Source organism: Algoriphagus marinus, assembly GCF_001936475.1.
Taxonomy (GTDB): Bacteria; Bacteroidota; Bacteroidia; order Cytophagales; family Cyclobacteriaceae; genus Algoriphagus; species Algoriphagus marinus.
Map to the genome: position 1 here is coordinate 755,143 of NZ_MSPQ01000001.1, position 21,874 is coordinate 777,016.

20 protein-coding genes and 1 pseudogene are annotated in these 21,874 nt (G+C 39.0%); 3 read left to right on the plus strand and 18 right to left on the minus strand.

Annotation, left to right across the window (positions count from 1 at the left end):
- Nucleotides 1-210: 210 nt before the first annotated feature.
- The 13 genes and pseudogenes from BVC88_RS03200 to BVC88_RS21520 form a co-directional block, all read right to left on the minus strand.
- The gene (locus tag BVC88_RS03200) at nt 211-1,302 is read right to left on the minus strand and encodes a serine hydrolase domain-containing protein (RefSeq protein ID WP_075349180.1); all 1,092 of its coding nucleotides are present in this window, start codon (nt 1,300-1,302) and stop codon (nt 211-213) included.
- Between the two features lie 229 nt (nt 1,303-1,531).
- Complete coding sequence (locus tag BVC88_RS03205; RefSeq protein WP_075349181.1) at nt 1,532-1,909, minus strand: hypothetical protein; 378 nt, start codon at nt 1,907-1,909, stop codon at nt 1,532-1,534.
- Nucleotides 1,910-2,253: 344 nt separating this feature from the next.
- The gene (locus BVC88_RS03210; protein WP_075349182.1) at nt 2,254-2,967 is read right to left on the minus strand and encodes a phospholipase D family protein; all 714 of its coding nucleotides are present in this window, start codon (nt 2,965-2,967) and stop codon (nt 2,254-2,256) included.
- 105 nt (nt 2,968-3,072) lie between these two features.
- On the minus strand, nt 3,073-6,531 hold the full coding sequence (locus BVC88_RS03215) for a class I SAM-dependent DNA methyltransferase (protein ID WP_245803577.1): 3,459 nt from the start codon (nt 6,529-6,531) through the stop codon (nt 3,073-3,075).
- 357 nt (nt 6,532-6,888) lie between these two features.
- Nucleotides 6,889-7,443, minus strand: coding sequence for a hypothetical protein (locus BVC88_RS03220; protein WP_075349183.1), 555 nt, complete (start codon nt 7,441-7,443; stop codon nt 6,889-6,891).
- A gap of 170 nt (nt 7,444-7,613) precedes the next feature.
- Nucleotides 7,614-8,519, minus strand: a complete 906-nt coding sequence (locus tag BVC88_RS03225) for a putative phage abortive infection protein (RefSeq protein WP_139316514.1) — start codon at nt 8,517-8,519, stop codon at nt 7,614-7,616.
- A 57-nt stretch (nt 8,520-8,576) separates the two neighbouring features.
- A complete protein-coding gene (locus BVC88_RS03230; RefSeq protein WP_075349184.1) occupies nt 8,577-9,713 on the minus strand; it encodes a DUF6575 domain-containing protein in 1,137 nt (378 codons plus the stop codon).
- Nucleotides 9,710-10,081, minus strand: a complete 372-nt coding sequence (locus BVC88_RS03235; RefSeq protein WP_075349185.1) for a hypothetical protein — start codon at nt 10,079-10,081, stop codon at nt 9,710-9,712. The genes BVC88_RS03230 and BVC88_RS03235 overlap by 4 nt, the downstream gene beginning before the upstream one ends.
- Nucleotides 10,082-10,266: 185 nt before the next feature.
- A complete protein-coding gene (locus BVC88_RS03240; protein ID WP_075349186.1) occupies nt 10,267-10,842 on the minus strand; it encodes a hypothetical protein in 576 nt (191 codons plus the stop codon).
- 173 nt (nt 10,843-11,015) lie between these two features.
- Nucleotides 11,016-11,192: pseudogene (locus BVC88_RS03245) on the minus strand (DUF1501 domain-containing protein); the annotation flags it as partial.
- Between the two features lie 324 nt (nt 11,193-11,516).
- Nucleotides 11,517-11,939: a hypothetical protein gene (locus BVC88_RS03250; protein ID WP_075349187.1), complete on the minus strand. Its 423-nt coding sequence runs from the start codon at nt 11,937-11,939 to the stop codon at nt 11,517-11,519.
- A 216-nt stretch (nt 11,940-12,155) separates the two neighbouring features.
- Nucleotides 12,156-12,470: a ribosomal subunit interface protein gene (locus BVC88_RS03255; protein ID WP_075349188.1), complete on the minus strand. Its 315-nt coding sequence runs from the start codon at nt 12,468-12,470 to the stop codon at nt 12,156-12,158.
- Between the two features lie 30 nt (nt 12,471-12,500).
- Nucleotides 12,501-13,019, minus strand: coding sequence for a hypothetical protein (locus BVC88_RS21520; RefSeq protein WP_245803578.1), 519 nt, complete (start codon nt 13,017-13,019; stop codon nt 12,501-12,503).
- A 1,094-nt stretch (nt 13,020-14,113) separates the two neighbouring features.
- On the opposite strand from BVC88_RS21520, the gene BVC88_RS21070 reads away from it, so the two are divergent.
- Nucleotides 14,114-15,046, plus strand: a complete 933-nt coding sequence (locus BVC88_RS21070; RefSeq protein WP_089153054.1) for a CAP domain-containing protein — start codon at nt 14,114-14,116, stop codon at nt 15,044-15,046.
- An 80-nt stretch (nt 15,047-15,126) separates the two neighbouring features.
- On the opposite strand, the gene BVC88_RS03270 is transcribed toward BVC88_RS21070, so the two are convergent.
- On the minus strand, nt 15,127-15,657 hold the full coding sequence (locus tag BVC88_RS03270) for a hypothetical protein (RefSeq protein WP_139316515.1): 531 nt from the start codon (nt 15,655-15,657) through the stop codon (nt 15,127-15,129).
- 390 nt (nt 15,658-16,047) lie between these two features.
- Here BVC88_RS03270 and BVC88_RS03275 point away from each other — a divergent pair, with 390 nt between their 5' ends.
- Nucleotides 16,048-16,389, plus strand: coding sequence for a MoaF-related domain-containing protein (locus tag BVC88_RS03275; protein WP_075349190.1), 342 nt, complete (start codon nt 16,048-16,050; stop codon nt 16,387-16,389).
- A 28-nt stretch (nt 16,390-16,417) separates the two neighbouring features.
- On the opposite strand, the gene BVC88_RS03280 is transcribed toward BVC88_RS03275, so the two are convergent.
- The 3 genes from BVC88_RS03280 to BVC88_RS03290 all read right to left on the minus strand — a co-directional run bounded on the left by BVC88_RS03280 (nt 16,418) and on the right by BVC88_RS03290 (nt 19,618).
- Complete coding sequence (locus BVC88_RS03280; RefSeq protein ID WP_139316516.1) at nt 16,418-16,771, minus strand: hypothetical protein; 354 nt, start codon at nt 16,769-16,771, stop codon at nt 16,418-16,420.
- 135 nt (nt 16,772-16,906) lie between these two features.
- Nucleotides 16,907-17,551 (minus strand): response regulator, encoded by a 645-nt coding sequence (locus BVC88_RS21465; RefSeq protein ID WP_217694738.1) that lies wholly within the window; start codon nt 17,549-17,551, stop codon nt 16,907-16,909.
- A gap of 72 nt (nt 17,552-17,623) precedes the next feature.
- Complete coding sequence (locus BVC88_RS03290; RefSeq protein ID WP_083638988.1) at nt 17,624-19,618, minus strand: tetratricopeptide repeat-containing sensor histidine kinase; 1,995 nt, start codon at nt 19,616-19,618, stop codon at nt 17,624-17,626.
- A 121-nt stretch (nt 19,619-19,739) separates the two neighbouring features.
- On the opposite strand from BVC88_RS03290, the gene BVC88_RS03295 reads away from it, so the two are divergent.
- Nucleotides 19,740-20,738, plus strand: a complete 999-nt coding sequence (locus tag BVC88_RS03295; RefSeq protein WP_075349194.1) for a hypothetical protein — start codon at nt 19,740-19,742, stop codon at nt 20,736-20,738.
- 48 nt (nt 20,739-20,786) lie between these two features.
- On the opposite strand, the gene BVC88_RS03300 is transcribed toward BVC88_RS03295, so the two are convergent.
- Complete coding sequence (locus BVC88_RS03300; RefSeq protein WP_075349195.1) at nt 20,787-21,734, minus strand: FAD-dependent oxidoreductase; 948 nt, start codon at nt 21,732-21,734, stop codon at nt 20,787-20,789.
- Nucleotides 21,735-21,874 lie beyond the last annotated feature (140 nt).

Below are 21,874 nucleotides of genomic sequence, written 5' to 3' on the forward strand. Positions count from 1 at the left end.
TTACTATTAAAAATAATTCTATTATAAGTTCGGGTTATAATTATGCGTGGCTTCCAAGACTACACCAAGTCCAGCGCATTTGTGAATTTCAGAACTGAAAGAGAGTGGAATACACCGACGCTTAGACTAACGATCTGACTTCACCCAGACGGGGGTGATTTACTAATCGCTTTCATTCACAATGGCCTAAAATTAAATCCATTTATTGGCCTACCTTTCCCCTTTTTCCTGCAGGATCTTTGCAAAAATCGGAGCCACTGCGCTACCTCTCCAGCCTCCTGAGTAATTTGCAGCCATGTAGAGATTTAATTCGGGGATGTAAATCACTTGGGTCCCCCAAAACCCGGAATGGGAAAATGCCTCGAATCCATTGATCTTGACTTTAAACATGCCCATTTGGTAATCCATTCTTGCGGGGGTTTCGTAGGTCACCGGCTCCAGCATGATTTCCAGTGTTTCAGCTTTCTCAAAGACTTTTCCCTGAAAAAGGGCCTGAAAGAAATCTACTAGTTCCTGTGAAGTTGACAGGATTCCTCCCCCGCCATAATAATCAATCGTGGGGCTGAAATCATACGTGTCGCGTCCTTGGAAATATTGATGAATACGCAGCTGATCAGTTTTTGGATCCATTCTTTCAAAGTCAGTTCGCTCGAGTCCGAGTGCCTCTATTCCGAGTAATTCCTTGAGACCAGCATCCAAGCTTTTGCCAGTGTACTTTTCGATCAATTCACCCAAGATCACATAGCCAGTATCCGAATAGCTAAACTGCTCTCCCGGAGGGCCAATGGGATCTCCTTTTTCCACCCCCATCCGCAATTGTTCGGTTCGGGTCCATTCGTGATCTGTAGTTCCGAGGACTATTTCAAAGAACTCAGGTGCATTCGTGTGGTCAAAAAAGCCCGCAGAATGCCTTAAAATCTGCCGAATGGTAATTATATCCAAGTCATAATCCTGAGACAGAATCTCCGCATGTTCCTGGGAGATGTGTTTGGAAATTGGGTCATCCAGCTTCAGCATACCCTTTTCCATCAGTCGGAGTATGCCTGCTGCGACATAGGTCTTCGTGACGCTAGCGATGCGGAAAGTTTCTTCGATTTGCAGCGAGTTACCGAGGGACTGATCGTTTATTCCTGCCGCTCCAGACCAGGAAAAACTTCCATCTCCGGATTCAACAGTGAATAAGATTCCCGGATTCGACTCCGTGATTTCTGATTGGAGGACCTGTTGAAAGTTTTGGGCTTGCACTTGATTCCAAGCAGTAGACAAAAGTGCAATTCCGAGAAGGCGGTGTAGCGATTTCATGAAGGTTGGGTCGTAAAGTTCTTTGTATTCGACTTTGGGCCAAATTTGAGTTAAATTAAGCTAAATCGTAAATATGAAGATCTTATTATTTCTCCTGAATTGTCCTAGTTTGATTGGCTAATAGCTTCCACTTGCGATCGCTTAGCGCTTAGGTACGCAGAATATGATAGGTATTTGGTCCCAGAGCAAAAGGAGGGAGCAAACGCTTAGACGAGTGATATGACTTCACTCAGACGAGTAGGCTGATTTGACTTCTGATTCGCTCTATTAAAAGGCTCATGATTCTTTTATTGTACAGGTTGGTATTTGCGCTGTACACGGATAATTCTTCAATAGTGAGCATGCCAAGGATAACTCCGATCAATTTGTTCTTTAACACGATGTTTTTCTGTAAGCTGTTTTCTATAAAGAGAACCTTGTTTTCAGGTGATAAAGAATAATACATGATCTTAGATTCAGTAATGTGATTTTTGAAAAGCCCAAGTAAAAGGTCATTTTGAAGTTTTAGAATAGGGCGCAGGGTGAGAGTCTGAAATTTTTCCTCATCTGTGCTTTTCTCGAACTCTTTTGTTTTAATAATTGGTCTTAAATCTAATCTACTTGTCATGGGTTGCTTTTTTGCTTGAGTAAAACGGTTTATGTGTTGGCTGAAGAACTAAACCATATACCAAACACCTGATGCGCCTTGAATGTTAAAGAAAGTATCCTGTAGGCCTTTGTAGATGAGCCGGTAAACTATGCCAAGCCAAAGGATCTGAAACACCCAGAAGGGGGCGCTCTTTCGTTTAGCAATCAATTTCATCCCGACAGCTGTACGGGATGGTAAGGATAGTAAAGCGTAGTTACAAACTACGCTTAGACGAACGATGTAACTACACCCAGACGGGGTGACAGGTGTACAACAAACTGCACTGAGAGGTTAGCTGTCTTTTTAAATTTCTACATATATATTTAATTAAGCTCTGCAATTACCGAATCGGGATAGGCGATATAATCGCCATACTGTCCTTTTTTCATTTGACCACCTTTATTCTTGCCTAAACTTGTCAAAATCCATTCATCATTTTTCTTTTCAATCCAGTCAAGCTTCTCTAACTTTTGTTGAAGGTCTTTAGATGAAACTCCTAATTCTTTTGATAATGCTGTCGCAGAAAAATATTTTTGAATTTTCTTTAGAGGTTCTGAAACAACTGTTTCTTGATCATTGTCTTTTGTCGGTGCTTTTTCGACTGTGACAATTATGTCGTCACTTATCCGAATTAGTCTCTTAACCTCCTCATAAATTTCATTATATAATGTTGGGTCGGTTTCCTTTACTATATAAATACCCATTTCATTATTATTTACTTGCGAGAACTCATATAAATTCATCGAAGTGATAATTGCTTCATTTTCATTCAAATAACATTTTGCATGAAGGTCTTTGCAAAAGCAGGAGCGAATGTTTGTTTGTGATTTTAACCAATTATTTTCTTCGGGCTGTAATTCGTTTTTACCATAAACAACTCTAATGTCAATTTTAAGCCTGTTTTTATCTTCGAGCGATTGTTTAATTCTTTCATTAATTTTCAAATAGGGACTTATTAGAATTAATCTTTCATTGGCATTATTAATTAATTGTTGCAAATGATATGATACTCCAGTGGTGTCTAAAAATTTTGCCATTTTCTATTGGTTATTTGTCTTAATAGGATTGTTATTTTTTTTGATTGCCTGATTGGTGGTAAATTATAATTTGTCGGATGTTATTGTTTTCCTACCTAGACTGTTTTAGCGTATATATTTCCCTTCATCTGTTTTCCTTATCATACCAAGGGCATTGAAGGTTTCCAGTAATTGTCCGATCTGTTCCTCTCGAAGCTTAGTAACAGGTTTTTTAAATTGTCGGTTGAGATCTAAAGCCGAAGTTGGTTGATGAAACTGCTGAAGAATCCGCTGCAAGGCTTGGGCTTGGTCTGCTAGAACTTTAGGCCATTCGAGCTGGTCGGATACTGCTTTCGTTGCTTTTGAAGTGATGATATTCAGGTTGGTTTGCTGTACGCCTTGTGGATTCTGGTATTCGGGACGTAGCCAACGAATTTGACCATTGGCTTCCTCGCTAGCTCTTTCTTTGTTGAGCGCTACAAGCTTTTCCAAGATTTGCTCTTCCGAAAGATTCCCCTGCCAGCCATAGGCATCTGCCACTGCAGCATCCAACTCTTGATGCAACTGCAACAGAATACTGACCAAACCTTGTTCATGGATGGTCTTATCTTTGGCAGAAAGCGTTTCGCCTTTCCGTAGTTTTTCCAAGACATTGTACATGTCCGTGATAGTCAATGTAGGATGTGCTGCCTGTTGTTCCTTGCGATGATAGTCGAGTTGCTCAGCAATGATTCGAATAGCTTGCTTTTGATCTTCACTAGCAGTTGGAAAAGGAAAGGTGTCAAAACATTTTGTCTTTACATACACTAAATCATTGCCTGCTCCTAAGCGTCCACCTGTGGATGAAGCCCATAAAACGTGAATTTTTGATGATAAAATTCCAAGAAAATATGAGTCTTCTAATCCAAACACACAAACTTTGCCTTCTCCAAGTATAGCAGAATCATAGAATTGAAAAACACGATGTTTGAGAACTTCTCCCGTCGCGATATATCTTTTTAGGTCTTTAGTAGCCTCACGCATTGCTGGTTGATTTTCGCCATATAGCCACCAGTTTTGTTTCCTTTTTTCTCGTGGGTTATTATCTCTTTCAGGTTTGACATTTATTAATAGATGTTGATAAGCATCAGGGTAATTATCTCTAATTTCTTTCTCTTCAAAATCATCACAGTCAATTACTTTTAAATGTCTAGGTGTTTGTGCTAAATCCCGTCCGCTAATAAATGGTTTAATGATTTTGGCGCTTGTTGTTGCTTCTAATAATTCCAACTGTTTTCCTGTTAGAATAAATCCTTTTCCATAAAGCTTAACTCCCCAATAAGCCAACCGCTCATTTGATTTTAGAGCCAAAGCAGATGTAAGATCTATTCCAACGCTCAAATCTGGATGTATTTCACCCATAATATGAATTAGGTCAACTTCCATTGATCCATTATCTAGTTCAAATTCTGTAATCACTTTTGAAACTGATGGATTACTAGCTTTTTTGGATGCAACAGTTAACGCAATTCTTACGGCAGCTCCTTCTCCGCTATCTACCCATGGATGATCTGGAATTGCATATTCTAATTCCAAATGCGGATCATTTTTTAAGGCATTTTGAATTACAATTCTATTGAAAGGTTGAGTAATGCTATTTGTAGTTATAAAGCCAAGCTTTTCAGCTTTATTATTTCTTACGATTTCGCCTGCTTTAAACCACCAATACATCACGAAATCTGCGCTATCAGGAACTTCTCCCTTGTACGCAGTGCGTAAAGCTTCAGTGTATCCATCACCCAATGCTATTCTCATCTTTTTATTCCCAACAAATGGAGGATTACCTACAATGAAATCAGCTTCCGGCCATGTGGCAGGTTTGGGATCAACAAAATCGTAAAGGATGGTTTGGGCTGTTTCATCAGGAACTTCCAAGCCTGTCACAGGATGGGGTTTGGTCGAATGTCCGTCCCAGCGGGTAATCGGTTTTCCTTCGCTATCCAGTCTGGGTTTCTTTTCAGAAAAACTCAGTACTGCGTCTTGCTGACGGATATTTCCATATTGACGGAGGATAGGATCTGCCAGTCTCTTGGCATTTCCGTGGGTTTTGAAGTGCCACTGCAAGTAGCCAATCCAAATTACCACATCAGCGATGGCTGCAGCACGTGGATTTACTTCCAATCCAAGTAGCTGTTCGGGAGTGACCGTATATCCACCTGTCATATCCATTCCCAATTGCCCCGGAAAACGAGCCATGTATTCGGTGACTTCCCCTTCCAGTCGCTTCAGATGCTCCAAGGTGACATAAAGGAAATTACCACTTCCGCAGGCGGGATCTAGCACTTTGACCGAGCAAAGTCTTCGATGAAAGGTATTGATTTCTTTCAGCGCTGCAGCTTCATCACCTTGGGCTTCCAGGATCGCCGAGGCAGTTCGCGCCGCTTCCCATTCCTCCCGAAGAGGCTCTATGATGGTGGGCAAAACCAATCGCTCCACGTAAGCACGAGGCGTGTAGTGCGCTCCAAGTTTATGTCGTTCGCGAGGTTGAAGCGCACGTTCGAGTAAGGTGCCGAAAATGGCAGGTTCCACCTCAGCCCAATTGGATTCAGCCGCCAAGATCAGTAAATCGAGTTGAGCTTCAGTGAGAGGTAGTGCTTCTTGATCCTTGAATAGAAAACCATTGAATCGGGGAATCGTGGTACGAAGGGCAGGTTCAAAACCGCCTTTGTCCATACTCAACCACAAGGATTGCAAGGCTTGGGGTAGTAGTAACAGGTTACTTTTATAATCCTGTAGAAGCTTGGTAAAGGATTGCTCGGGAAGTAATTGGACATCCTCTGCGAACATGGTAAACAGGCATCGCATCAGGAATCCAGCGACTTTCTCTGGAGAATGTCCTGATTGTTCCAATAGGGAAGCCAGCTTTGCAAGCCTTCCTGCAAGCTCACGAGTAACTTTCGAAGCTCTCTTGCTCGGATCTAATTCTAGCGGCTCATTGAAAAGCAGGCGAAGCCGATGTTGGATTTCTGGTTTAGCGAGATCATCCAGCCCGATTCGATAATTAACAGGGTCTGGAAAAGGAATGTAGGTTTTACCTTGTCTCGCAAAATCAGAATAGAGATCAATGCAATACCCGACATCAACCACGACCAAGAAGGGAGGCCAACCTTCTGAGGAAGGTAAAGATCGAGCATATCGAAGCGCTTGCTCCTTAGCTTTTTTCATTTCCCGATCCCAGGTTCGCGTGTCGCGAGTAGCAGTACCGGATTTTGTTTTCATTTTAGCAGCTCCTAAAATTTCTGCTTCCGTCGTAACGGCTTTGTCTGCACCCTGCTTGGCTTCCAACACAAAGCAATGTTGCTTATAGAGATCGATGAAGTTGGTTGAAGTCTTTCCCTCACCATCATTGAAATCAACCGGACGCTCAAAGGTGTATGCCGCTTCGTGAACCTTGTCTGAAGCGGGTCTAGGTTTTTCCACCCCTAGCAATTCACAAAGCTCAGAGAGAAACAACTGGTAATTGGCTCGCTCAGAAGCACCAGAGGCTTTCCAGCGGGAAATAAATTGCGCAGTGGCCAGCTGATTTTCGGGTGAATTGGGAATCAAGTCGTTGGAGTTTTTTAAAAATTAGTACTGGAAAAATAGGGGATTTTTAGGAAATGAGAAGGGGTTGTTCTTAAAAATATGGATTTTAGTTGGGAGAGAAATTTCCATAACAACTATTTGATCAATTGCAAAATGACCTTGATAAGGGGAAGGAATTATAAAACCATCCCAGTATTCAGAGTGTTTTGGCTAAGTTTAGCCTGATATTTCACAGCCAACGGAGGGAATTGCAAATTCTATTTGATAGTAAAGCGTAGTTACAAACTACGCTTAGACTAACGATCTGACTACACCCAGACGGGGGCAAGCAAACTACGCTTAGATAACGATCTGACTACACCCAGACAGGGGCATTTGTCATTCACTAAAGTCCATATACTCAATTCCCCAAAAACCTGATTTTGTTTCTACAGATATTTGGTCGCCAACATCAAGATTCTCGAAAGAATTCTTATTTACTCTGATTGAGACCCTATCTAAATTAGGCTTCCATGATTTAACATCTAAATAAAACGAATTCCTAGATCTGCCTTTTCTAACCTTCACGCTTTTCTTTTTATATATAATGTCAACATTTCGGAACACGGGTAGAGAATCATCGAAAACAACATTTGTATATCCGATTGAAAATATTATAAAACCAGGTAGAAAGAATAACGAGGCGACAAAAATTTTAATGAAATCCAAGTATTGACCACTATTGTTAATAAATTTGAACAGGTAAATAAAAATAATTGCACCAACTAGAATTGAAACTAATAGCCCAATAATTCCAAACTTTATAAAGATATCGTCAACCTCCTCGATGTTTAAAACGAAAAAGTATAATACTGAAAAAATCAGAAAGAGTGGTAAAATAAGTAGGTACACAAAAAACATATAAATATCAAATACTTTTTCTTTGTTTTTCATAAGTATATGTTTTAATGATTTTGAAAAAAAAATTTGCAGACTAAAAATTTAAAAAAATATAGAAATCAATTTAATTTTAACATCAATTAATGATTGGTATAAATATTAAAGCGTAGTTACAAACTACGCTTAGACGAACGATTTGACTACACCCAGACGGGACAGAGTTTTTAATATTCTTCGTATTCATATTCCATTGGAAAAAATTTCTTCGGAGAATACCCATCACAATAGTCTTTTGGGATATTTTTAAGGAACTCATACTTATTTACATATCTTCGCTCTATCCATTTGTTACCAAATCGTGAAATAATATTAAAGAAAATTATATAAAGTTCAGGATTTGACAATTGTGCCCTGTAAATCTTTATTAGCTCTTTTTTTTCTCCATCGCTCATTAAATCCGAGTTGTCAATAAGTTTTATTGCATTATACATATTTCTAAAATACGTACTCAAATTAGTCTGATTGGTTCTTCCAATATTGATATTGGGCTTGTTTTCAATTTCCTTAATTATTTCTTTTATTATAATCTGTGATTTGTCATACCTATTGAGTTTTTCAGAGATAAAATCATTCCAACTTCCTTGTAAACCATAAAAGAAAATTATGTATGCAATGTCTATAATATCCGTATCCTTAAGTCCAAGCTTTTTCTTTTTGTCAATTTCATTGATTAGGCTTAACAGTCTTTTCAATTGTATTTTGTAAACAACAAAAGCTCTTCTGCCTACTTCAAAATTATCTTTTTTTGTGTCAAGGTTTGGCACACTAATCTGCGACACATTTTGGTTGTGGTAATCTATCATTTTAAAGAAATTGTCTTTAAGTGAGGTTTTTCTGTTTTCAACATTCTGGCTAACTATTGTATAAACAATTAAAACCACACTTAAAATTGCAAATATTGTTCCTACAAATCCTCCAAAAAAACTTCCAAAATCAGATGCTAATTTTCTATCTATCAACATAGAAGTATTGAAATATACTTTATTGAAAACAATAAATAAGGTCAATATTACACCCACTATTGTAAGAAGATAACCTGTTAATTTTAGAAATTTTAAAAGCTTTATCAATGTATGCTGAAATTATAATATTTGGTTTAAATAGTCATGATCTACGGATTGTTTTTTTTATTGTTTTTCAACCGATTTTAGTCGATAATTTGTTTTTTCTTTTTCAGTTACTTTCATAGCTTCAATTATTTCCTCACAGATAAATTTGTAGCGAACTGTTTCAAGTGTTATCCCGTCCAATAAGTGCCCTTCAGAATCTCCTGTATAATCTTTTCCATCTTCTTCATTTGTAATCCTCCAACTACCTCTTTCAACGTCAGCTTGTTTTACCAAACCAATGAATTCTTTTATTTCTTCTAAAAGTTCATCTTTTAAGTCTAATATCTCCTTGACTCTAGTAGCGTATTGTTGATTTATAGTTCTAGTATGAATAATTTGTGAACTGGGTGAAAGCCATTTGTACTTAAAAGTTATATTACGATTAATGATTTTTTCTATTAATTTTCGATAATTACTTATCGCATGACCTTTTATTTGCCTTAATGATTCTATCAACTCCTCTTCATTTTCGGTATATGTTATTATATCATCAATTCGTCTTAAACCCTCTTCAATTATACTAGTTCCAAATAGGTCTTTATTTGAACGAGAGACTAAGTGGAGATTAAAAGATCCTGGAGAAGCTGCAAAAGCTTCCAATTTGTAGTTTGTGGGAATAATAAAACTCTTTTTCTCTTTTATATTCGAGTTAAGAATAGACTTTTTATAGGCGTTTTCAACTAATGCTTGATATAGTTTTGAAAAGTCTCCAAGGTCATCAATCGGTATACTTTGATTATTATTTTGGTCAGAAAGTGATAAATGAACAATCACATTGTTATGCTCGACAACCTCATGTCTAATAAGCTCATCTTGTTGTTCTTCTGAAAAGTAGCAATCAATTTCAGGAAGATATTCTTCACTTAATCCATCATTTGAGTAAAAAGAAATCTCAAACTCTTGGTTACTTGCGTCTTTAGATAGCCACCATTCAGGTAATTCAGGATTTATAAATATATCTCTTAGGTCAACTTTACCATTCAAATATTGATAAAGTCTCTTTTTTGATATAGCGACGCAGTGATATTGGTATTGCTCAACTTCAAGTTCAGTTAGAAGGCATAAATAGTCTAGGCCTGAATTATCCTGTGCTAAGAATAATTCGGGAAAGTCGTGGAATACTAAAATGCGATCAATATGTAATTTGCGTTTCATTGATCAGTTATTATTGCCAAGGCTGGGTCAAATTTATCACTTCGCCACCATGAATAATGATTTGCCTTAAATGTATTTTTTATAAGACCATCTTCTATGTTCAATTCTATTTTTCCTAGTACCTTATTCTTTTGTATGGGATATTTTTTTTGTTGTAAACACTTATTTTCATCGTCCCATAATGAAACTGCCCTTAAAATACATTCTGATATACCTGCAAAAGTCCTATTAGTATTCTCTTTTCTCTGAGAGTAAAAGTCCGAACTTGTGGCGGGGTTTCCTATACACAATCTAAAGAACTCTTTGCCATCAGGAACTAAAGCGTCATTTGGTGGACAGTTATCAGGAAGTTCTTCGTACCAATTCATATGTTAATGTCTGTTTTTCAAAATTATTCCCACTTTTTTATTGTTACGGCAAAACCGTCTTTACTTTTCTGTTTCGGAACGATAGATACGGTTTTACCCTTCTTTTCTGATTCCCAATATACCAACTAAACCCTTCACTCATAATACCCTGTATTGGACTAGCCCTCGATAGTTGGACAATCTTGTTAACCATTTTCTATGTCAGTGAATTTAAAACTGTCTACAGGCACTTTTTTTATATTCCCCTCTTCTGTTTCAATGATTGCAACGGTCTTGTTTTTCCAACCACCATTTCCACCGGTTAAAAATGGATCATCTGCGAAAGTGTGGAAATAACCATGGAACCTGTCATAACTCTTCAGGTCAATTTGATACTGAAAAACAGTTACAGGACGCAAATGACTTCTAGAAGTCATTCTAGTATCTAAAATTAATGATTCTACAATTTGACTATCTGGCCAACTCCATTTTGGAAACTTATCTTTTAATGCATTATAGACCTTGTTTGGGATTACTGTTCCTGAATAACCATCATGTCCTCTACCACTTTGATTTATTGAAAATATCTCATTATTCTTTTTATAAACATGTAGATGATATTCTCCTGTAGGATTATGAGGTTGGTGTTTTGTGTATGAATAAGGACCACCTAATGAGTTTTGTCCTTTAATTTTTGCCTCGAGAATAAGGTTGTTTTGAGCTTCAGCTAGCTCATGTATAAAAATTAAAACTCCATCTAATTCAATAAAATCTGTTGTCATCTGTTTGGGTTAATTGCTATTAACTAATTTGTTTCTACAGTTTTTCACACCTTCTAATTTAAGATACTCTAGATAAAGTTTTCCGTATTTCATTCCAATCCACAATATCTCAACTAAACCCTTCTCTCACAATACCCAGTACAGGGTATATTTTCTAGAAAATCCCTTTCCTTTCAACTTGAAATTCCCTTAACCACTTCTCCATCCACATCTGTGAGTCGGTACCTTCTGCCAAGATGCTTGAAAGTGCTTCGGTCCTGGTCGATGCCGAAGAGGTGAGGTAGGATTGCTTGTAGGTCATGTACAGATACCGGGTCTTTGACCACATTGTAGCTAAAGTCATCGGTCTCTCAGGTTTTACTTTTCTTTTCCAATCCCCAATATCCAAACTAAATCCTTCACTAACAATACCCAGTACAGGGTATATTTTCTAAAAATCCCTAAAATCTACTGTGGAAAACTGCTTTTGCATTAAGTTGAAACCTCCTTCCACATCCCACAGGCGGTTTGAAAGTACTGCGGTTCGGAGCTATGCCGAATGGATGGGCTAGGGTTGCTAATAGTCTTCTAGACTTAGCGGCTTATTAAAAAATAGGCTAGCCGAAATCAGCTGTCTCGACTGAAGTAAAGCTGGCATTCTTAATTGAATACCAGTATAAAAATCCTCTTAAGTATCAGGTGCTCAAAATAACTTCCCCCGGAGATTCTACATCGCCCTTATCTTCTGCGGTGATAAAAATTGAGCTTGGTTTGGAAGGGGTCACCGTAAATAAGGATCCTATATAGGCCTTGGAAAAGAAGCCGGTAAAGATCCGTAACTGACCGATGTTTTTGGTCTCCTGGTCTTGGGTGGTCATCCAGACTACATAGATTTCCTTAGGTGGATTCAGTTGATCTGCAGGGACTAAGTGGCTTACTTCTATTTCTATGGTATGATTTTTATTTTTATCGCGATGCAATCGGATGGAGCCTTTGGCTTCAGGAATCATACTTGAACCCGAAAAAGTCATTTTCTTCGGACGATTGAAAAATGAATAGGCTGCAAGGGCCACTAACCCTAAGCCTATCAATTTTGGAGCGAGCTGTATTTTTTTCATGGTTTTGATGTTTTGAATCAATGATATCTCGAAAAATTTTATGTCTATATCCACTATTCTGCCAACAAACTAAAGCACCCCAATGGAATTGGGTAAAACCTTAATTTTCGGTTCATCCCCACACCCGACACCCGACATCCCACCCCTGACACCCGACATCGGTCATCTGACACCCTACATCCGACATCCCACATCGGTCATCCGACATCCCCCATCTCAATAGTTTTTCTCGCGCTCCTGAATGCTTTCAAGGGAATTTCTGAGTAGTTCCAATGCGCCGGATAGCGCCAATTCCACTGTATCATCCTGATAGGAAACGGCAATTGGTTGCTTGCCTTCCACCCGGGCTTCCAGCAAGCAGCGTTTATCTTTTAAGCTACTTTTACTCCCGTTTTCGTCCGACAAGTGAACTTCTATTCTCGTAATATGAGATTCAAATCCTTCTAAGTCGCTGTGAATTATAGCGGAAAAGTGCTTTTCAGCTTTAGCGTCCACACGGAGGTTATGGTCTGTATTTAATTGAATTATCATGTTTTCCTTTCTTAAGTTTTGGTTTTTGGCCTATCCCTTATCTTCTTCCAGATCTTCGTGATTGTCTCCGCCCAGACTGTAGTAATTGTTTTCCTCGTCCTCACTGCCCACACTTTCTTGTTGATCATCCAACTCTGATCCCGGCACATCCAAATCATCCCCAGACATATCGTCCTCGAAATCTTTCTCATTCAAGGGGCGTCTTTTTTCGTTTGGACTTTTGTTTTTAGAAAGATCCTCAGGGTTCAAATTCATTTCTTTCTTGCCTTGACTGTAGATGTCCTCAGAAGGTGGGTAGAGTGGATATCCAGGTAATGTTGATTTTTCAATATTTTTCCTGGGCACTTTTTCCCCATGGGTTTTGGCGTACTCATAGACAAGCTCCTCCAGCGAATGATAGTAATCTTCGAGGCCTTTGGTAGTGACCTCATCTTTTCCTGGATCATTAAATGGTATTTCAGAAATGTATTTAGTTAGCTCGGGGTATTTCCGGTAAATTAGATTAGTGATATTCCGAATATCCTGATCCCAGTCTTCTTTTGTTCTCATGGCTCTTAATTTTTTAAGGAAAAATATTTTTTATCAGTTAAGATCAATTTCACCATTGCTTTATTTCATTTTTCTAAAATCAGAAAGTGATGATGATTCATTGATATTTTCTTTTTTCAGTAGAAAAAGAAGGCTATTTAAACCAATGATGTAAAGTGTATTCCGAATCCCTCAAAGGTTATGATTCTATCATATGGGTATTAAGGAAGGATTCTTATGGATAAAATAGTTACTTCTTTGTTTAATATGTCTTGTTTGCAAAAACATATAAGTAATTAAAAACTAATTCATTTTTCAAAGTGCAAATCCCTGGGGTTTTCAAGATGATGCGTTCTGTCGCTTCTTTTTGGTACCAGGAATTTACAGTTCCTCAAATAGTGACTTCGTTCCGGCCACTATTACCTCGGACTCATTGTCTTTTATCGACAAACTCCTTGCAATGGCATCTCTGATAGGTTTTTGCTCAATCAGAAGCTGAGATTCTGATTTGATTTTAAGGCTATTGCTTATCCCTTGAATGCCTTTAGGGTAATTTACGATATTTTTTGCAGCAACTCATTGATATTCCCAGGGAAGTTTGCGATCTAAATTAGCCCAGCCCTTAGTTACTTTCACGGTTACCTTATCCTCCACCAGTTCAAGCGCATATTCATGAAGAACGTCTCTTATTTATTCTAATACCCCTCTTTGATGGAGTCTACCAACTCCACTTTGCGCAATTCTAATTTGCGGTAAGGAATTTTTATTTTATCCAGCACTGATGCTACGGTCATTTTGCAACAGAGGAATACTATTGTATGTAGAGCTTCATATGCTGGATGACCTTGTTTTTCATTACGCCAAAGATGATCGTTGGGGCAGTAGGCCTTAGGATTTTAATTCCGGTTCGAGTAGATCTTCTTATCACAGACAGGCATAGATCATTGAACTTACTCGACCTGAATTGATTAAATCAATAGAAACTCGGGAAGAAAAGAAGTATCAATAATTGAACTTCAAGACACCTTTTGAAAAATTATGTTATTTGAAAATTTATAAGTACCTTAAATACAATTATTTAAGATTTTTTTCTAACAGGTTTAAACTTCAACTTTATGAAACTATCATTTTTAACGCTAGCTATCTTTTGTTTTTTGGGTTTCACTTTGTCAGCCCAGCAAAATGTAAGGATAAAGAATCAATGGAATAACAAATACCTTAACACTGAGAATAGATCGCTTCAGGTGAGTGATATTATGGAAGGCTGGGTAAGTGCTCAGTGGCAATTTGTAAATGCGGGTAATAATCAATACCGAATTAAGAATGCCTGGGACGGGACCTATCTCAACATAGAATCCGGAAGTTTGAGGTCCAGTCAGATTGAAAATGGATGGCTAAGCGCTTTGTGGACACTTAATAAAATAGAGGGAAGTAATTCTTATCGAATAGGAAATGTCTGGAAACCAACGCTCTACCTTAATACCGAGAACGGGCTAAACTGCACCACCATAGCTGAAGGCTGGGTAAGTGCAATGTGGGAGATTTCTAATGTCTCCGGAGGTACAACTGAAGCAAGAAGTCCGCAGCCTAGCGCAAGTACTCAGGGGAGTACAAATTCAATCTTCAATCAACAGAAAGTATTGGATGCCCATAATTCGTTGAGAAAGGAAGTGGGTGTTCCTCCTTTGGTTTGGTCTTCAGAATTGGAGGCGAAAGCAAAGAGTTGGGCTAATAAACTTGCTTTGAAAAATCAGGGGGATGATTGGGTCTTGGAGCATTCTGGTTCCGGAGAAAATCTTGCCGGAGGATTTGTAAATGGGGATAGTCCAGACTTGCGGGTATTAACAGGTTGGGGCGGTGAAAAAGCAGATTTTAATATGCGGACTAGGAAATGTATCCCAAATAAAGTGTGTGGTCATTATACTCAGATCGTCTGGAGGAATACCACAAAAGTTGGTTGTGCTATAGCGATCAATCCAAATGGGAAATACATTTTGGTATGTAATTATGATCCAGCGGGGAACTACAATGGTGAACCGGCATTTTAGAAATGGGTATCTTCTGGAAGTGAAAGATCACCTTCTCACTGGCTTTATTTCATAGCGGTAGGTAATGACACTACCGTTTTTTATTCTTTGACCTCCTCAATTATAATCTCCTTTAGGTCGAAAACGCCCTTTTCACAAAAAAGTGCCAGCATAAAAGAATCTTCACCTTCTTCAGCTTCAAAAAATTCACTGAAGGTGATCCATTGGTTGTGGATCTCTTGGGTTTTTGAGGTAGGAGGATTTCCATTCTCTCCGGCCAGAGTATAGTTTCGTACGGAGGTTTTAGGTCCTTTCCAAAATGAATACATAAACACGGGATTGGCACTTTCATTCTTCAACGTGACCGAAAGCTTATATTGCTTATTGGGTTCAATGTTCACTTCACCCCGTAGGTAAAATTCATCTGCTACCCGAATTCTAAGTGATTTGTCACTTTGATCATTTTCCGAGATTCTTTCAAATTCATAATTGTTGCTAGGATCTATTTTTAAGGGTATGCCGAGATCATTTTGACTAATTATACCTTCTATTTCATCGGATTTGACCATTTTCTCACAACTAAAAAGTATTAAAATTGTGAATAAGAGACTGAAGCTTCTAATTAGTTTCATTTTTCTTTCTTCTTTTTTAGGGTTACTATTTTATAACGGCCAAATATCAAAAATTAGTACCATGGCTGAATGCCATGCTGCTGTATTGGGATTCTAAGTTCGAGAATTTCTTTAAAAACAGGGTTTAAGTGGAGTAAAGGAAATTTCTTTTTTTTAAAACCAATTGTAAATCGACAATCATAGCAAGTATTTTGATCCCGCTGATTATCCTGGAAATGCCTCGAAAAATGAACCGACTATGGCAAAAGGGATTTCAGCCTAAGGATCTGCAAACATTTCAGTATTTGGCTATAATTCACTAGATTATCTATTAATCAATTCGATTAGGTAAAGCCAACTATTCTGGTCTAGTTTTTTTATTATTCTTTTTTTCACTTAAACCCAAAAAGTATGAACGATTCCCAAACACTTGATGAAAATTCTGTTACCTACAATTATCCTGATTTAGGAACAGTAAAAGTTGATTTTCAGGACGGACTTCTTACCTATGAATGGACTGAGGGCCATTTTGCAGGGTTAAAAAGAGAAGGATATCCTTACCAAAGCAAGCTAATTGGGGATAAAATCTATATGTTCACCTGGCTGGAAAAACCCCATTATTCCTTCGTTACTGTTGTTTTAAACCTGACGCAAAATACCATGCAATCTTCTGCCATTTTAAACCCACAAACGGAGGAAGAGATGTCACTCTTTCATAGTGGGAATATCAAAAGCCATACACTAAAACAGTAAGGTTTAAAAATCTAACTGCAGAAGGTATTTATCTCAAACTTAGGTTTACCCAGGTATTGCTACCAATGACCCGATAGTTGGCGGCTAGTTTAAGTGCGTCTTTTTTGGCTAAAATGGACTTTTCGATCATATCCTGTACCATCGCAAAATCGTGTTTAGGTAAATCAAGGATAATGTCTGATCCACTAATACTTGGGTTTGCAGACAATCTTTCTGCGTCTCGAAATCGGATGATCACTCGTTTTGGAGCTTCTCCTGACTGGTTTGTCCCAGTAAGTACGATGGATAAAAGCGTCTCAGGATAGGGTCTTCCATCCGGAGCAGAATTGGGAGCTGCATCAAAATCCGAGATGTAATCTGTTAATTCGATTTTTCCGTTCATGGGTTCTAATTTTAAAAGTTTGAAATAAAAATTAAGTTTTTTCGCTTTGTTGATTTTCAATTTCCCTACTAAATCCTCCTCCTCACAATGCCCAATACAGGGTGTATTTTGTAAAAACCACCTAATTGTCAACCCTTAAGCCAAATGATGCGCATGGGCGTAATTGACCAGACTTACCAGACTGGAACAACCGGTTTTTCGCAGGATATTTTTGCGATGGGTATCCACAGTCTTTTCACTGATAAAGAGAACTTCAGCGATCTGCTTGGTCGAAAAATCACGGACAATCAACTTGATAATCTCTGTTTCCCGAGGGGAAAGCTCGCTTTTCTCCTCCGGGGAATTCAGCTGCCGGACAAGGATCTCCGAGATTTCATCACTAAAATATTTTTTGCCGGCACTGACCTTTTCCAGTGCGCGAAGCAGGGAGGAATGAGCGTCATTCTTTAGTACAAAACTGTCGATATTCGCTTGGAGTAATTCTCTGACTACTGCCGGCTCATCATGCATGCTGAGAACAATCACTTTGATGTCGGGATTGATGGCATGGGCCACTCGGATAATGTCCAAGCCTGAAAAATCGGGAAGCTCATAATCCGTCACCAGGATATCAAATTCCTGAGACTTCAGGAGCGCAATGGCTTCTTTGCCGCTGCTTGCAGTTGCGGCGACCTCATAATCTTCCAGACCAGACAGCAAACTGGCAGTACCTTCCAGTAAAATTCGATGATCATCTACTAAAAGTATTTGAGACTTATTCACAGTCAGATTAGTTACCATACTTTTAAATAAACGCAACATTTTTTTTATTACAAATTAAGTGGCGTTTAATCGCTATTTCAATACCTATGACTAGGTATTCACCGCTACCTGAGTTGGGGTAAAGGCTAGCTTTGGATCAATACTGAGCATCAAGGTGCTATTTCTTCTTCCAGGTTGGGTGTCGATGTCGAGCGTGCCTTTGATCAGATTGAGTCGGGTGTTGATATTTCTCCAGCCATTTCCGCTGCTGTTTTCGAAGGTCTTCAAGTCAAATCCGGCCCCATTGTCCTCTACTGTGATGACGATTTCATTTTCATGCGAGACAAACTGAATCAGCAGCTCGGTTGCGCCCGAGTACTTCAGCACATTTGAAACCCACTCCTGCAGGATGCGGTAAAGGGAAATTTCAAAGACTTCATTCATCCTGGTATCCATCCCAAAGGACTGAATGCTCGCTTTGACCTGATTTGATTTGGATATTCGACCACAGAGTTCTTCCAAAGCTGGGATCAAGCCTTCCTTAGTGAGTACCTGAGGCATCAGGTTGAAGGCGATATTGCGAATCTCCCGTTGTATATCATTTAGTAAAACAGTGGAGTTATCGACAATTTCATGGCGTACCAATGGATCATTGCTTGTTTTTTTCAAGCCCTGAATATTCATGGTCAGGGCTGAGACCAGCTGCCCCATGCTATCATGGAGGTCGGATGCAAAGCGCTTGCGTTCTTTTTCCTCACTGGAAATGACCGCCTGAATCTGTGCTTCCCGAAGTCTGGTTTTTTGCTCACTCAGCACTTTTTGCTGGTTGATACGGGATTGCTTTCGCCAGAGGTAGAAGATCAGGATCAACAGCAATAAGACGAGAAGCAGCCCAACTATTAAAAGGGTATTCCGATCATTAGTGGCTTTTTGAAGGCTGTTTTCCTGATCTAATAGTAAGATCTGTTGATCTTTTTTCTCGGTTTCGTATTTGGTTTCAAGTTCGGCGATCTTGGAATTGGTATCAATATTCAGCAAACTGTCTTCGTAGATTTTATGAAATTTGTGGGCTTGCAAGGCGGGCCCAAATTGATTGTTGGCTTCATAGACTTCTGCCAAAAGTCCATAGCTATCCCGCAGGCGATTGAGGTTTTCAATTTTTTTGGAAAGGGCTAGACTTTGCTCGGCAAGGGTGACGGCAGCAGAAATATTATTTCTCCGCAATTCATTTTCTCCCATAGACCAGAGTAGAATGGACTGATCGTAATCATTTTCGTATTTCCCTTCGGAATAAACTGCTAAGGCCTTTTTGAAATAATCGCCGGCCGAATTGTATTCTTTCTTTTTAGAAAAAGCATGTCCCAGGTCAGTATAAACGAGGGCCTGACTTTTGGAGTCATTGGCTTTGATTGCATAGGGAAGCGCTTCCTGATAATAATAAATTGCGGAATCCTGTGCGTCCAGTCTTCCATAGACATTACCGATATTCAACAGGGTCTTTTGAATATTTTGTCTGAAATCATCATCAGGCAGGGACTTTTTGAATTCGAGCGCCTCGAAATAATAGGTCTTTGCTTTATCGAACTTTTCATTCAGGAAATGCACATTTCCAATATTGGTTAAGACACTTCCTTTCAGACCCTGATCATCTAATTTAGATACGATGCGAAGAGCCTCTAACTGATATTCAAGGGAGGCATCATAATCTCCTTTGTTTTGGAGTATAAGTCCCAAGTTCACTGATGTTACTGCCACACCACGTTCATTATCGAGAGAGGTGTACAATTCGCGGGTTTTATCCAAGTAATACGCCGCAGAATCATAATCGGATTTAGCCCAGAAAACCACCCCTACATTATTGGAGGCATATGCCTGTAGAGCTTTGTATCCATTTTTCTCAGAAATCTGAATGGATTCGTGCCCATATTCCAGGGCTTTAGGTGGGTCTGAATATTTCAAATGCCAGCAGAGATCACCCAACACAGAAGCTTTGGTCGAGTCATCGGGTTGATTTTTTAAAATGTTTTGAAGACTGTCAATCAGTTCAGTTTGTCCAAAGGAGGCAAAACTATAGAGACAAAAAAACAAAATGCAGAGAACTCTCAATGCGATAGATTTTAGCTTATATACCTACCATTAGGTATGCCAAAATACCTAATCGACCTTATTGAAACAAGGGTTATTAATTATGTCATTTGTATAAAATAGAACATAAAAATTCGAAACCATGAAAAATACTTTATTAATCTTTGCTTTTTTCGTTTGTACTTTGGCTAATGGGCAACTTGTAACCGAAAAAAATATCAGCGATAACAGCTACGGTGAAAAAAAATTAAAGGATGCTCCTAAGAAAATTTATCTCAATCAATTCTTTGTGAATTACCAATTGGTTGCCGCTAGTTCAGAAGCAAGTGCCGGAGGTAAAACTAGCGCAGAGATGGCTGTTGGTATGACTGGAGTGGAAATTGATGTCATGCAGGAAATCACCAATAATGCTTATGCTATGGTGGTGAAAAAACTTCAGGATGCAGGAATTGAAATCGTCAGTTCAGATGAGGCCGGACAAACAGAATTTTACAGTGACTGGACCAAAATGACTGGGGGTACACCATCCAAAGCACAATTGATTGGTTATGTTTCTACAGTGCCTGCCGGTTTTGATTACTATGTTAAAAAGATAGATAACAAGGGAAAAACCAAAGGCACCTTCTTGGATACCACGCCGAAGCTTTCGAAAGAAATGGGTGATATCCCTGTTTTTGAAGCAAATATCAGTTTCCAATTTGTAACGATTGAAGGGAACAGTTCGCTTGTAACAGATGCCACCAAAATGAAAGGGGTAGTCAATTACCAATTGCCGGAGTCTGCGATCGCAAAATCTGCAGAGGGGATTTTTGGGTCGAAAATAGAAGTTTCCCCTGTAGTAGCGAGGATCGTTTGGAAAGGCGGAATGAATGGAGCAGGGGCAAATTCCATTTTATCCTATAGTCCAAAAGGTGGCGTTGAAATTCCGGGAGTAATGGAGGAAAAGAAGTTTAAGGAATATGTCACTCCGGATAGAAGTTACAACGCTACCTATGCGGGAGTATCCTATACCAATAATAAGGAACTGGAAGTATCACATCAAGTAAAAGCTGACCCAGCTGCTTTCAAAGCAAAAACGCAACAGGCACTTAATGAGTATTTGAGTTTGGTGGTGGATAATTTTATTGCCAGCCTGAATTAATTCAAAGGCTTTTCAAGCGCTAAGATTCTTGGTCTGAATCAACTCAGATCAGGAGCTTAGCGCTTCTTTTTTTATAATTTCAGCAAGTTCCAAAGCGCATCCCCAAGCGACAGTGAATCCAGCTCCTCCATGACCATAATTATGAAAGACTGTGGGGTAATCAGGGTCAAACTCGAAGCGAACGGCGCTTCGCTTTGGACGAAGTCCGACCAACACTTCTAAAATTTCCGGTTCTTGGTGAATGCCTGATTTTTTCAATCGATCCAAGATGAGTTCAGTGTCCTTCGGATCTTCCGACTCATTCCAGTCTTGATCATAGTCCGTGCCACCAATCACCGCATCTTCACTTCGATTGATTAAATAAAGTAGGGCTCCTTTTTTAGTGGGATCGGCAAATGATTGCTCTTTCAATTTGCTGCATCGTAATATCTGCCCTCGTATTGGATACAATTCTTCATCCTGACAGATAGCTTTGGCACCAAGACCCGTGCAGTTTACCACCCAGTGATCCAGTGCTGCCATTTCTGCTAAAGAAAAAATCTCCTCATGAAGAAAAGTACCGCCATTGCTTAGAAAGGCTTCAAACAAATGAGGTAAATAAAGACCCGGCTCAACCAAAGGAACTTCAGAAATTAACCCTTGATCCATTCCGTTTGGAAGTTTCTCTTTTGGGACTTCATGAACTGATCCAGGAGGCAGTTGCTGTACCCATTCGTTATTTGATTCGGATGTATAGGCATTGATAAAAGGAATAAAGGTGACTCCGTTTTTTGGGTTGATTTCTTCCTGATATCTATAAAAGGCCCGGGAGGCCCAGACATTAGACTTTTCTTTAGGTGCTATTTCAAAAGGAAACCAGATCGCTCCCACTTTGCTGGAAAGGGTAGTGGCAAATTTTTCTTTAGCTAGAATCCTCACTTGAAACCCCGCTTCCTGAAGACTTCTTGCCGTGGTCAAGCCAATAATTCCAGAACCAACTACGGTGACTGATTTCATATTTAAACCTTTATGGATATCTGCTTTTCTGCCAGTGAAGATCTTAAAGCAGCAAATAATAAGCTAAACTCTAGGTTTTAGGCGACTTCTGTCATCTGTCATCCATCCAGTAAAACTAAGAAAATAAGCCTAATGGCATC